This is a genomic window from Paracoccus lutimaris, assembly GCF_003337565.1.
Lineage (GTDB): Bacteria > Pseudomonadota > Alphaproteobacteria > Rhodobacterales > Rhodobacteraceae > Paracoccus > Paracoccus lutimaris.
Map to the genome: position 1 here is coordinate 45799 of NZ_QPJL01000023.1, position 12826 is coordinate 58624.

Here is a 12826-nt window from a genome sequence, read left to right on the forward strand (position 1 = left end):
TTTTGCGATTCCGTCCGACCGGCTATCCTGCCTGCATAATGACCCGGATCAACCGGGTGAATGAGGCAAGTACATTGGCGGGCAGGTCGAGCAGGACAGCCCCGAAAGTCGTGGTCCTGATGGGCGGACCCTCGGCCGAGCGCGAGGTTTCCCTCTCGTCCGGGCGTGAATGCGCGCAGGCGCTGCGGCAAGCGGGCTATGAAGTCACCGAATTGGATGCGGGCAGGGATCTGCCCGCGCGTCTGGCCGAAATCGCGCCGGATGTGGTCTTCAACGCGCTGCATGGCCGCTGGGGCGAGGATGGCTGCGTTCAGGGCCTGCTGGAATGGCTGGGCATCCCCTATACGCATTCGGGCGTGCTGGCCTCGGCGCTGGCCATGGACAAGTCGCGCACCAAGCAGCTTTTCCGCGAGGCCGGGCTCCCGGTCGTCGAAAGCGTCATCGCCGTTGCCGACGAGGTGCGCGCCCGCCACGTCCTGCCGCCGCCCTATGTGGTGAAACCCAATAACGAAGGCTCCTCCGTCGGCGTCTATCTGGTCCATGAGGCGGCGGATGCGCCGCCGCAACTGTCCGACCAGATGCCCGCCCGCGTCATGGTCGAAACCTACGCGCCGGGGCGCGAGATGACCGTGGCCGTGCTGGGCGACCGCGCCCTTGGCGTGACCGAGATCATCACCACCGGCTGGTATGATTACGACGCGAAATACAAGCCCGGCGGCTCGCGCCACGTGATCCCGGCCGAAATCCCCGAGGATATTGCCCAGGCCTGCCGCGACTATGCGGTGCGCGCGCATGAGCTGCTGGGCTGTCAGGGCTTGTCGCGGACCGATTTCCGCTGGGATGACAGCCGCGGTCTGGCCGGGCTGATCATCCTTGAGACGAACACCCAGCCCGGCATGACGCCGACCTCGCTGGCGCCCGAACAGGCGGCGCATGCCGGCATGGACTTTCCGGCGCTGTGCCGCTGGATCGTCGAGGAGGCGCTATGCAGGGACTGAACCCGTTCAGCCGCATGCAGGGTGAAGGCGGGCGTCCCGCCCCGGCCCGGCCCGTACCCGCGCGGCCTGCGCCCGCGCAGCAGCGCGTGCAGCGCCGCGACCCGGCGCCCTCGCGGTTGGCTTACCGGCTGAACCGGATGATGCTGCGCCCGATCGTGCGCCGGCTGGTGCATATCGGCATTCCCGCCTTTCTGGCGGCGCTGGTCGCGGGGATCTGGCTCTCGGACGAGACGCGCCGCGCCAATCTGACCGGCGGTATCGACGGGATCGTGGACAAGGTCCAGCACCGCGAGGCTTTCATGGTCAAGATGATGACCATCGAGGGCGCTTCGCCGGTGGTGGACAAGGGGTTGCGGGCCATGGTGCCGGTGGATCTGCCGGCGTCCAGCTTTGACATCGATCTGGACACGCTGCGCGAGCGGGTGCTGAAGCTCGATGCCGTCGAGGCGGTCGATCTGCGCATCAAGCCCGGCGGCATCCTGTCGGCCGTGGTGACGGAACGCGTGCCGGTGGTGATGTGGCGCCATGCGCGCGGGATCGAGCTTCTGGACAAGACCGGCCATCGTGTCGCCTCGGCCACCTCACGCGAGGTGCGGGGCGATCTGCCGATCATCGCGGGTGAGGGGGCCGACCGCGCCGCCGCCGAGGCGCTGGCGCTGATCGATGCCGCCGGTCCGATCCTGCCGCGCCTGCGCGGGCTGGAACGGGTGGGGGAACGGCGCTGGGACGTGGTTCTGGACCGTGGCCAGCGCATCAAGCTGCCGGCCGAGGATGCCCTGCAAGCGCTTGAACGCGCCATCGCGCTGGATCGCGCGCAAAGCATGCTGGACCGCGATATTGCCGTGATCGATCTGCGCCATGCCGCGCGCCCGGTGGTGCGGCTGGGGCTTGAGGCGCAAAACGCCATCCGCGTCGCGCGGGGCCAGCCAAAGCTGGATGCGAACGGTCAGCCGATCGATCCGGAAATCGCGAAAAAGACCGATAAAAATTCGAAGAATAACGGGTAATACATTGAGAGGGCGGGGGAAATGAGGGATCTTTGTCAGGGTCAGCGGGCCATGCGAAGCATGCGCCGTCAGGCCATGCAGCGCGGCGTGATCGCGGTTCTTGACATCGGCACCTCGAAAATCGCCTGCCTCGTGCTGCAATTCGATGGCCCCGGCCAGTTCCGCGAAACCGATGGTGTCGGCCCGATGGCCGGCCAGTCGAATTTCCGCGTCATCGGCACCGCCCATACCCGTTCGCGCGGCATGCGCTATGGCGAGATCGAGACCATGGCCGAGACCGAGCGCGCCATCCGCACCGTCATCCAGTCGGCGCAGAAGGTGGCGGGGGTCCGCGTCGATCACGTCATCGCCTGCATCTCTGGCGCGCGGCCCGCGTCCTATGGGCTGGCGGGCGAGATTTCGCTAAGCGCGGGCAAGGTGACCGAACAATGCGTGGCCCGGGTGCTGGGCGCCTGCGACGTGCCGGATTTCGGCCGTGGACGCGAGGTGCTGCACGCCCAGCCGGTCAATTTCGCCATCGATGGCCGCTCGGGCCTGTCGGACCCGCGCGACCAGTCGGGCAACAAGCTGGCCTGCGACATGCATGTGCTGACCATCGACGGCGACGCCGCCGGCAATCTGGTGCATTGCATCCGCCGCTGCGACATGGAGCTGGCGGGGGTGGCCTCGGCCTCATACGCCTCGGGGCTGGCGGCGCTGGTCGAGGACGAGCAGGAACTGGGCGCGGCCTGCATCGATCTGGGCGGCGGCACCACGGGTGTCTCGGTCTTTATCCGCAAGCACATGATCTTTGCCGATGCGGTGCGATTCGGCGGCGAGCTGATCACCCAGGATATCGCCAAGGGCCTGCGCGTCAGCCATGCCGTGGCCGAGCGGCTGAAGACGCTGCATGGCGGGCTGGAGGCCACCGGCCGCGACGACCGCGAGATGATCGAACTGGGCGGCGAGACCGGCGATTGGGACACCGACCGCCGTGCCGTCAGCCGCGCCGACCTGATCGGCATCATGCGCCCCCGCGTCGAGGAAATCCTTGAGAAAGTGGGTGAGATTCTGGACGCAGCCGGCTTTGATTTCATGCCTTCTCGTCAGATCGTGCTGACCGGCGGCGGCAGCCAGATCCCCGGTCTGGACGTGCTGGCCTCGCGCATGCTGGGGCAAAGCGTGCGCATCGGCAGACCTTTGCGCATTCAGGGCCTGCCCCATAACGCGACCGCGCCCAGCTTCTCGTCGGCCATCGGGCTGGCGCTGCTGACGGCGCATCCGCAGGACGAATGGTGGGATTTCGACATGCCCACCGAACACTATCCGGCGCGCAGCCTGCGCCGTGCCTATCGCTGGTTTCGCAACAACTGGTAGTTGAGCGAAACGCCGATGCGGTGGTGGCGGTTGATCCCCCCACCAGATGCTGGAGAATGGGCAATATACCGCCGATACTTAGCGGCCAAACCGCCATATTTTGTGGGTCTCCCGTGTTTTTCGGGTGACGCTCGACGCGAATCTGGCTAGGCTCGAGCCAATCTAGGGGATTCGACCGGGCACCACGTCCGGCGCAAACATTACGAGGGCAGGCGAGACATGGAACGGCAGATCCATCTGATGCTGAACGATGACCAGGAGCTGAAGCCGCGCATCACCGTTTTCGGCGTGGGTGGGGCAGGCGGCAACGCGGTCAACAACATGATCGACAAGCAGCTTGAGGGCGTGGAATTCGTGGTCGCGAATACCGATGCGCAGGCGCTGCAATCCTCCAAGGCCGACCAGCGCATCCAGATCGGTCCGAAAGTGACCGAAGGTCTGGGCGCGGGCGCCAAGCCCTCGATCGGCGCGAAAGCCGCCGAGGAAACCATCGAGGATATCGTTGACCACCTGATGGGCGCGCATATGTGCTTCATCACCGCTGGCATGGGCGGCGGCACCGGCACCGGCGCCGCCCCGATCATCGCGCAGGCCGCGCGCGAGATGGGCATCCTGACCGTCGGCGTGGTGACCAAGCCCTTCCAGTTCGAAGGCTCCAAGCGGATGCGTCAGGCTGAGGAGGGCGTCGAGGCCCTGCAGAAGGTCGTCGACACGCTGATCATCATCCCGAACCAGAACCTGTTCCGTCTGGCCAACGAAAAGACCACCTTCACCGAAGCCTTCGCCATGGCCGATGACGTGCTCTATCAGGGCGTCAAGGGTGTGACCGACCTGATGGTGCGTCCGGGCCTGATCAACCTCGACTTCGCCGACGTCCGCGCGGTGATGGACGAGATGGGCAAGGCAATGATGGGCACCGGCGAAGCCTCGGGCGAGAACCGCGCCGTGCAGGCCGCCGAGAAGGCGATCGCCAACCCGCTCTTGGATGAAATCAGCCTGAACGGCGCCAAGGGCGTGCTGATCAACATCACCGGCGGCTATGACCTGACCCTGTTCGAAATGGACGAGGCGGCCGAAAAAATCCGCGAAAAGGTCGATCCCGACGCGAATATCATCGTCGGCTCGACGCTGGACCCGTCGCTGGACGGCGCCATCCGCGTCTCGGTCGTGGCAACCGGCATCGATGCGGCTGTGGCCGAGATCCCCGCGCCGCGCCGTGGCATGAAAGAGCCGCTGACCCAGAACCCGGTCGTGGCCCAGAAGCCCGCCGAGGAAGATCTGCCGGTGCCGCCGCGCCGCTCGGCCCCGGTGGCCGAGACCGTCGAGCAGCCGGCCCCGCGCCCGCAGCAGGCCGCCGCCCCGGCGCCGCGCTATGACGCGCCCCGCTATGACGAGGAAGAGATGATGCCGCGCCCGGCCTATCAGCCGGCGGAACAGCGCCAGCCCGAGCAGCGTCAACCCGCCCCCGCGTCGCAGGCTGACATGCTGAACGGTGACGCCAGCGGTTTCCTGGCGCCGACCCGCCGTGCGCCGCAAGCGCCCGCCGGCACGCCCTCGGACGCGGTGATGCAGCGTCTGGCCGCCGCCGTGCAGCGCGCACCCGAACGTCAGGCCGCCGCCGCGCAAAGCCGTCAGGCTGCGCAACCCCAGCAGCCCGCACCCGAGGCCCCGCGCGCCAATCCCGGCCGCATGGCCGGCCTGTCGCGCATGCTTGAGCGCATCTCGGGCCATGCCGAGCCGACCGAGAAACCCGCCCCGGCGACCATCGCCGAGCGCGTGAACGAACGCGTCGCCTCGCGCTCGCGCAGCGGATTCGATGCCGGTTTCGACGATCTGGCCAGCCCGGACCGCGCTGACGACAATGTCGAAATTCCGGCTTTCCTGCGCCGTCAGGCAAACTGATCCGTTCACGTTTTTTATGACGATAAACCAAGAGGGACCACTTCGGTGGTCCTTTTTCTTTTGAATCTTAAAGGTTTGCCGCGCTGCGGCGCAAAGGCGCCGGAGTCCCGGTCCGATTGTTACATGCCGTTACAATTCGTTAATTGAGTGACGGGGGGTGCGTGCCTAACTGAGGATCAGCAGCGGGGGACAGTCCCTGGATGCATAGCGAATTCTGAAACGGCAGGCAGACTCATGCAGACGACAATTGCTCAGAAAGCCCGGTTCCGCGGTGTGGGACTGCATTCGGGTGCGGCTGTCCGGCTGGCGATCCTGCCGGCCCCTGCAGATCACGGCATCGTCTTCGTCCGCACCGATCTGGACGGCGTCCGCATTCCGGCGCGCTGGGACCATGTGACGCCCTCGCAGCTTTGCACGCTTCTGGACAATGGCCAGGGCGTCACCGTCTCGACGGTCGAACATGTCATGGCCGCGCTGATCGGCACCGGCATCAACAATGCCGTGGTCGAGGTGAACGGGCCGGAAATCCCGATCCTCGACGGCTCGTCGGCGCCCTTCGTGCAAGGCATCCTTGAGGCTGGCCTGCGCCGCCAGCTGGCGCCGCTGCGCGCGATTCGCGTGCTGCGCCCCATCGAGGTGCGGGTCGGCGAAGGTTTCGCCCGGCTCTCGCCCGCCGATCACCTGCAGATCCATTTCGACATCGACTTCACCGATGCCGCGATCGGCCATCAGGAAAAGCAGCTGGACATGGCCAACGGCACCTTCGTGCATGAGCTGATGGACAGCCGCACCTTCTGCCGTCAGGCCGATGTCATCCAGATGCAGCAGAATGGTCTGGCGCTTGGCGGGACCTATCTGAACGCGGTTGTGATCGATGGCGACAAGGTGCTGTCGCCCGGCGGCCTGCGCCACGCCGACGAAGCCGTGCGCCACAAGATGCTGGACGCCGTGGGCGATCTGGGTCTGGCGGGGGCGCCGCTGCTGGCGCTTTATACCGGGCACCGTGCCGGTCACGCGATGACCAACAAGCTGCTGCGGGCGTTGTTTGCCGCGCCCGACGCCTGGGAATGGGTGACCCTGACCCCGGCGATGGAGCAGCAGCTTCCGGGCGCCGGGGTTGTTGCCTCGGGCGCGCGGATCGCGCCGCGCGTGCATGAGCTGGCCTTCGCCTGAAGGCGGCGGTCCGCACAGCGAATTTTTTCCGGTTTTGGCATTTTGCGCAGCCAGATTTTCTGTGCTAGGACGTCCGGGCTGTGCAGGCATATCCCTGCGGGGCGGCGTAAGATTCTGACGGGCAGGGTAGAATGACAGTCTTCAGATCGGGGTACTTGGTCGCGGCTGTGCTGTCGGTCGGCCTTCTGGCGGGATGTGGCGGTGGCGGCGGCAATACGTCCGAATCGTTCGAGAATTTCACCGCCGAGGAAATCTACAAGCGCGGCGAATACGAGCTTGAGAACTCCGGCAAGCCCAAGGACGCGGTGAAATACTTCACCGAGATCGAGCGGCTTTACCCTTATTCCGAATGGGCCAAGCGGGCGCTGATCATGCAGGCCTATTCCTATCACCGCGCCCATGACTATGAAGAGGCGCGCGGCGCCGCCCAGCGGTTCCTCGACACCTATCCGGGCGACGAGGACGCGGCCTATGCGAAATACCTGCTGGCGCTCAGCTATTATGACCAGATCGACGAGGTCGGCCGCGACCAGGGCCTGACCTTCCAGGCGCTGCAATCGCTGCGCGAGGTGATCGAGGAATATCCCGACAGCGAATATGCGCGCTCGGCGATCCTGAAATTCGACCTGGCCTTCGACCATCTGGCGGCCAAGGAAATGGAGATCGGGCGCTATTACCTCAAGCGCGGGCACTATACGGCCGCCATCAACCGCTTCCGCGTCGTGGTCGAGGAATACCAGACCACCACCCATACGCCCGAGGCGCTGATGCGTCTGGTCGAGGCCTATCTGGCGCTTGGCCTGAACGATCAGGCGCAGACGGCAGGGGCGATTCTGGGCCATAACTTCAAGTCCTCACCCTTCTATGTCGATGCCTATGCGCAGCTGCGCGGTCATGGTCTCAGCCCGCAGGCCAAGGGCGACAGCTGGCTGACCGGGGTCTATCGTCAGGTCGTGCAGGGCAAGTGGCTGTGACGGGGCGCTGACGCGCCGACAGGTGGGGCGATGCTGCGTTCGCTGGACATTCGCGACATGCTGCTGATCGACCGGCTGGAACTTGATTTCCAGCCGGGCCTCAACGTGTTGACCGGCGAGACCGGGGCCGGCAAGTCGATCCTTCTGGACTGTCTGGGTTTCGTGCTGGGCTGGCGCGGGCGCGCCGATCTGGTGCGCGCTGGTGCCGCGCAGGGCGAGGTCACGGCGGTCTTTGACCTGCCTGCCGGCCATCCCGCCCGCACGGTTCTGGACGAGGCCGGCTTTCCCGTCTCGGACGAATTGATCCTGCGCCGCGTCAATGGCGGTGACGGGCGCAAGACCGGCTGGATCAATGACCGCCGCGCCTCGGGCGAGGTGCTGCGGCTCTTGTCGGAAACGCTGGTGGAACTGCATGGCCAGCATGACGATCGCGGACTTCTGAACCCGCGCGGGCACCGGCTGCTGCTGGACGCCTTCGCCGGTGTCGATCTGCCCCCCCTGCGCGCCGCATGGACCGCCCGGCGCGAGGCGCGCGCGGCTTTTACCGAAGCCGAGGCCGCCCTGGCCGCCGCCCGGGGTGAAGAGGAATTCCTGCGCCACGCCGTCGCTGAACTCGACAAGCTCGACCCGCAGCCCGGAGAAGAGGCGGAACTGGATGCCCGCCGCCGCGCCATGCAGGGGGCCGAGCGCATCCGCGCCGATGTCGCCCGTGCTTTGCAGGCTCTGGGCTCTGACGGGGCCGAGGGGGCGATGCTGGATGCCGCGCGTTGGCTGGACGGTGCCGCCGAGCGGGCCGAGGGCCGGCTTGAAGCCCCCGCAGGCGCGCTGCAACGGGCACTGATCGAGCTAGGCGAGGCCGTATCCGGCGTCGAGGCGGCGCTGGAGGCGATGGATTTCGACCCGCGCGACCTTGAGGCCACCGAAGAGCGGCTTTTCGCGTTGCGGGCGCTGGCGCGCAAGCATGACGTTCTGGCCGACGATCTGGCGGGACTGGCCGAGACGCTGCGCACCCGTCTTGGCCGCATCGACGCGGGCGAGGGCAACCTTGCCCGGCTGACTGACGCGGTCGCCACGGCTGACGCAGGCTATGACAAGGCAGCCTTGGCGATGACCGCCGAAAGGGTGGCGGCCGCCAAGCGGCTAGATGCCGCGATGGCGGCCGAACTTGCGCCCCTGAAGATGGAGCGCGCGATTTTCGAGACCCGGCTGGCCGAGGCCGAGCCCGGCCCCGAGGGGCGCGATGCGGTGGCTTTTACCGTTGCAACCAACCCCGGTGCGCCGGCTGGCCCCTTGGACAAGATCGCCTCGGGGGGCGAGCTTTCGCGCTTTCTGCTGGCGCTGAAGGTCTGTCTGGCGCGCGGCAATGACGCGCTGGTGCTGATCTTTGACGAGATCGACCGCGGTGTCGGCGGCGCGACGGCCGATGCGGTGGGCCGGCGTCTGGCCCGGCTGGCTGAGGGGGCGCAGGTGCTGGTCGTCACCCACAGCCCGCAGGTCGCGGCTTTGGGCGGCAATCACTTCCGGGTGGCGAAATCGGTGGAGGGCGGCATGACCACATCTGAGGTCGCGGCCCTGACCGACAGCCAACGCATCGAGGAAATCGCCCGCATGCTGGCCGGCGAGGAAATCACCCCCGCCGCCAAAGAGGCGGCCAAGGTGCTGCTTGAGGGCCGCGCCTAGGCGACGCGCAAGCCCCTGCCGTCAGGACGTCACCATATGGCCCGGTCCTGATGGTTTCCGATCTCAACAATCTTGTTTTCAGTGATCCGCCGAACCCGGCCATGCCGCGCGATGACCTGCGCCGCGGCCCTTGCCCGCCGGGGGCGGACGCATGATCGCGGCGGCTCGACGCCGCCCTGCGCCGGTGACATGATGCCGCTTGACGCCTTCTGCACAAGATCAAGACCCAGATAAAGGACAGCCCATGACCGCCGCCGCCACCGGACAGATCCGCCTCGACATCTTCGCCGATCCGGTCTGCCCCTGGTGCCTGATCGGCAAGGCCGAACTTGACCGCGCGCTTGAGACCCGCCCCGGCCACCCCTTTGCCATCACCTGGCAACCCTTTCGGCTGGACCCGCAGATGCCGCCCGCCGGCATGCCCTATACGGCCTACATGAAGATGAAATTCGGCAATGAGGCCGGCATCATCGCGGCGATGAAGCCGGTCATGGAGGCCTCTGAGCGGCTTGGCCTCTGGATCAATCCCTCGCTGATCGAACGGGTGCCGAATACGCTCAACGCCAATCGCCTGCTTTATTGGGCGGGGCTCGAGGAGGTGCAGACACCGGTCATGTCGGCCTTGATGCGGGCCTATTGGCGCGAGGGGCAGAACCTCGCGAACCCGGATGTTCTGGTCGCCATCGGCGAAAAGGCCGGGATGCGGGGCGAGATGATCCGCCGTCTGCTGGCCTCTGACGCCGACCGCGACGAGGTCCAGCGCCGGGAGCTGCATGCTCGCGAACGCGGCATCACCTCGGTCCCGACCTTCATCGTCGCCGACAGCCATGTGGTGACCGGCGCCCAGCCCGCCGCCTTGTGGCAAAACGTCATCGACGAGCTGACCGGGAAATGATCGGGCGCATCTGCTTCGGGGCTGACCTTTCGGTCGCGCGACGGCCAGCCACGATGCGGACTTCAACCCGCGCCATGTCGTGATTATCTGTTATCCTCGGCCCGAGACCGCGCCCAAGGATAGATCATGACCCGCTTCGCCGCCCCCATCGCCGAACAGATCTGGGACAGTAAATACCGGCTGAAACAGGCCGATGGTACGCCCATCGACCTGTCGGTCGAGGATAGCTGGCGCCGCGTCGCCCGCGACCTTGCGCGCATGGAGGCCGACCCCGCCTTGTGGGAGGACCGCTTTTACGCCGCGCTTGAGGATTTCCGTTTCCTGCCCGCCGGCCGCATCCTTGCCGGTGCCGGCACCGGGCGCGAGGTGACGCTCTTTAACTGCTTTGTCATGGGCACCATCCCCGACAGCATGGAGGGCATCTTCCAGGCCCTGAAAGAGGCCGCGCTGACCATGCAGCAGGGCGGCGGCATCGGCTATGATTTCAGCACCATCCGCCCCAAGGGCGCGCCGGTCCACGGAGTCGCGGCGGATGCCTCGGGGCCCTTGTCGTTCATGGATGTCTGGGACGCGATGTGCCGCACCATCATGTCGGCGGGCGCCCGGCGCGGCGCGATGATGGCCACCATGCGCTGCGACCACCCCGATATCGAGGCCTTCATCGCCGCCAAGCAGGACAGCGCAAGGCTGCGCATGTTCAACCTGTCGGTTCTGGTCAGCGATGCCTTCATGCAGGCGGTCCGGGACGACGCACCCTGGGATCTGCAATTCGAGGGCCGCGTCTTTCACACCCTGCCCGCGCGCGATCTGTGGAACAGGATCATGCGCGCGACCTATGACTATGCCGAGCCGGGCGTGATCTTCATCGACCGCATCAACCAGCTGAACAATCTGGCCTATACCGAAACCATCGCCGCCACCAACCCCTGCGGCGAGCAGCCCCTGCCGCCCTATGGCGCCTGCCTGCTGGGCAGCGTGAACCTCGCGCGGCTGGTCGAGGCGCCCTTTACCCCTGACGCCCGGCTGGACATGGCGGCACTGGACGATCTGGTGCGCGTCGCGGTCAGGATGATGGACAATGTCGTCGATGCCTCGCGCTTTCCGCTGCCCCAGCAGGCGCTTGAAGCACAGGCCAAGCGCCGCATCGGGCTGGGCGTCACCGGACTTGCGGATGCGCTGGTCATGCTGGGCCTGCGCTATGGCGCGCCCGACGCGGTCGAGCAGACCCGGGTCTGGATGCATGCCATCGCCCGCGCCGCCTATCTGGCCAGCGCGGATCTGGCACGGGAAAAGGGTGCTTTCCCGCTGTTTCACGCCGATGAATTCCTGGCCTCGGGCTTCATGGCGCGCATGGACGGCGACGTGCGCGACGCGGTGGCCCGCCACGGCATCCGCAACGCGCTTTTGACCAGCATCGCGCCGACCGGCACGATCAGCCTTTACGCCGGCAATGTCAGTTCCGGCATCGAGCCGGTCTTTGCCCATGCCTATACCCGGAAAGTCCTGCAAAAGGACGGCTCGCGGCGTGAGGAAGAGGTCGTCGATTACGCCGTCCGGATCTGGCGCGAACTCAATGGCGATGCACCCCTGCCCGACTGGTTCACCGATGCCCAGACCCTTGCACCGATGGACCACGTCGCCATGCAGGCGGCTGCACAGGAATGGGTGGACAGCTCGATCTCGAAGACCATCAACTGCCCCGAGGATATCAGCTTCGAGGACTTCAAGGACGTCTATCTGGCCGCCTGGGATCAAGGCTGCAAGGGCTGCACCACCTATCGCCCGAATGCCGTGACCGGCTCGGTGCTGTCGGTCAGCGACAAGACCGAGGCCGCCCCGGAACGGGATCGCGGCGCCGAGGTCGTCTATCTGACCGAACCGCTGGACCGCCCCGCCACGCTGGAGGGCGCGACCTACAAGCTGAAATTCCCCGGCAGCGAACACGCCATCTACATCACCATCAACGATATCGTGCAGGCCGGCCAGCGCCGCCCCTTCGAGGTATTCATCAACTCGAAGAACATGGAGCATTTCGCCTGGACCGTGGCGCTGACGCGGATGATTTCGGCCGTGTTCCGGCGCGGCGGCGATGTCAGCTTCGTGGTCGAAGAGCTGAAGGCCGTCTTCGACCCGCGCGGCGGCGCCTGGATCGAGGGGCGCTATGTGCCCTCGATCCTTGCGGCCATCGGCGGGGTGATCGAACGCCACATGGTCGCCACGGGCTTTCTGGCGGGCGAGGGCATGGGGCTGAAATCCGACCCCAAGGCCGAGGTGATGATCAAGGCCGAGCGCCCCTTGGGTCCTGCATGCCCCTCTTGCGGGCAGTTCGGGATGATGATGATCGAGGGCTGCAAGACCTGCCCCAGCTGTGGCTATTCCGAATGCGGCTAGCGGAAAGCTACTGCCATGACGGGTGTGACGGCAACCATAATTCAAACATCGCCCACAACATTTCCCGGAAAATGAGAGTAATATCGTAGGAAAGGCCGCAAACTCGCACATTCCCCAACCATAATATGCACATTGCGTGTGAATGCCACACTCATGGCAGCAAAAAAGGGCCGCCCAAATGGACGGCCCCTTGAAGCGACAGGACGGTGGATTATTGATCAGCCGGATTCCTGATCAGCAAACTGGCGAAATTCTCCGGTTAGAGCGCTGGCAGTGATCAGCCCCACTTCGGTGGTCCAGTTTGATTGTTAGTGCATGACCAGCCTCTGGTCCATCGGGATGCGGCTTTCTGGGGCTGGTGGGCGGTATCCTAATGCGCTGTGCGGGCGTTTGGTGTTGTAGTGCTTCCTCCATTCTTCGATGATGATCTGCGCCTCGCGGAGGCTGTAG

Annotated in this window: 10 protein-coding genes; 9 read left to right on the forward strand and 1 reads right to left on the reverse strand. The window is 66.0% G+C overall.

The annotated features are described in order from the left end of the window. Window positions 1-74 precede the first annotated feature (74 nt). The 9 genes from DFP89_RS16280 (at window position 75) to DFP89_RS16320 (ending at window position 12376) form a co-directional block, all read left to right on the forward strand. A complete protein-coding gene (locus DFP89_RS16280; RefSeq protein ID WP_181870366.1) occupies window positions 75-998 on the forward strand; it encodes a D-alanine--D-alanine ligase in 924 nt (307 codons plus the stop codon). Then, a complete protein-coding gene (locus tag DFP89_RS16285) occupies window positions 986-2005 on the forward strand; it encodes a cell division protein FtsQ/DivIB (protein WP_114350446.1) in 1020 nt (339 codons plus the stop codon). The genes DFP89_RS16280 and DFP89_RS16285 overlap by 13 nt, the downstream gene beginning before the upstream one ends. Before the next feature lie 21 nt (window positions 2006-2026). Further along, window positions 2027-3361 (forward strand): cell division protein FtsA, encoded by a 1335-nt coding sequence (gene ftsA / locus DFP89_RS16290; RefSeq protein WP_114350447.1) that lies wholly within the window; start codon window positions 2027-2029, stop codon window positions 3359-3361. Window positions 3362-3580: 219 nt separating this feature from the next. After that, a complete protein-coding gene (gene ftsZ, locus DFP89_RS16295) occupies window positions 3581-5263 on the forward strand; it encodes a cell division protein FtsZ (protein ID WP_114350448.1) in 1683 nt (560 codons plus the stop codon). 234 nt (window positions 5264-5497) lie between these two features. Further along, complete coding sequence (gene lpxC, locus DFP89_RS16300; RefSeq protein ID WP_114350449.1) at window positions 5498-6436, forward strand: UDP-3-O-acyl-N-acetylglucosamine deacetylase; 939 nt, start codon at window positions 5498-5500, stop codon at window positions 6434-6436. 131 nt (window positions 6437-6567) lie between these two features. After that, window positions 6568-7410, forward strand: a complete 843-nt coding sequence (locus tag DFP89_RS16305; RefSeq protein ID WP_114350450.1) for an outer membrane protein assembly factor BamD — start codon at window positions 6568-6570, stop codon at window positions 7408-7410. 30 nt (window positions 7411-7440) lie between these two features. Further along, the gene (gene recN, locus DFP89_RS16310) at window positions 7441-9090 is read left to right on the forward strand and encodes a DNA repair protein RecN (protein WP_114350451.1); all 1650 of its coding nucleotides are present in this window, start codon (window positions 7441-7443) and stop codon (window positions 9088-9090) included. A gap of 244 nt (window positions 9091-9334) precedes the next feature. Continuing rightward, a complete protein-coding gene (locus DFP89_RS16315) occupies window positions 9335-9985 on the forward strand; it encodes a DsbA family oxidoreductase (RefSeq protein WP_114350452.1) in 651 nt (216 codons plus the stop codon). A gap of 126 nt (window positions 9986-10111) precedes the next feature. Then, complete coding sequence (locus DFP89_RS16320) at window positions 10112-12376, forward strand: adenosylcobalamin-dependent ribonucleoside-diphosphate reductase (protein ID WP_114350453.1); 2265 nt, start codon at window positions 10112-10114, stop codon at window positions 12374-12376. Window positions 12377-12684: 308 nt separating this feature from the next. Here DFP89_RS16320 and DFP89_RS16325 read toward each other — a convergent pair. After that, the coding region (locus tag DFP89_RS16325; RefSeq protein WP_147273323.1) for an integrase core domain-containing protein at window positions 12685-12826 on the reverse strand (142 nt) is incomplete at its 5' end.

What these genes read in the sequence shown, in the direction of transcription:
- DFP89_RS16285 (WP_114350446.1), top strand. Translation starts at nt 986, where the DNA reads ATGCAGGGACTGAACCCGTTCAGCCGCATGCAGGGTGAAGGCGGGCGT.
- ftsA (WP_114350447.1), top strand. Translation starts at nt 2,027, where the DNA reads ATGAGGGATCTTTGTCAGGGTCAGCGGGCCATGCGAAGCATGCGCCGT.
- ftsZ (WP_114350448.1), top strand. Translation starts at nt 3,581, where the DNA reads ATGGAACGGCAGATCCATCTGATGCTGAACGATGACCAGGAGCTGAAG.
- lpxC (WP_114350449.1), top strand. Translation starts at nt 5,498, where the DNA reads ATGCAGACGACAATTGCTCAGAAAGCCCGGTTCCGCGGTGTGGGACTG.
- DFP89_RS16305 (WP_114350450.1), top strand. Translation starts at nt 6,568, where the DNA reads ATGACAGTCTTCAGATCGGGGTACTTGGTCGCGGCTGTGCTGTCGGTC.
- recN (WP_114350451.1), top strand. Translation starts at nt 7,441, where the DNA reads ATGCTGCGTTCGCTGGACATTCGCGACATGCTGCTGATCGACCGGCTG.
- DFP89_RS16315 (WP_114350452.1), top strand. Translation starts at nt 9,335, where the DNA reads ATGACCGCCGCCGCCACCGGACAGATCCGCCTCGACATCTTCGCCGAT.
- DFP89_RS16320 (WP_114350453.1), top strand. Translation starts at nt 10,112, where the DNA reads ATGACCCGCTTCGCCGCCCCCATCGCCGAACAGATCTGGGACAGTAAA.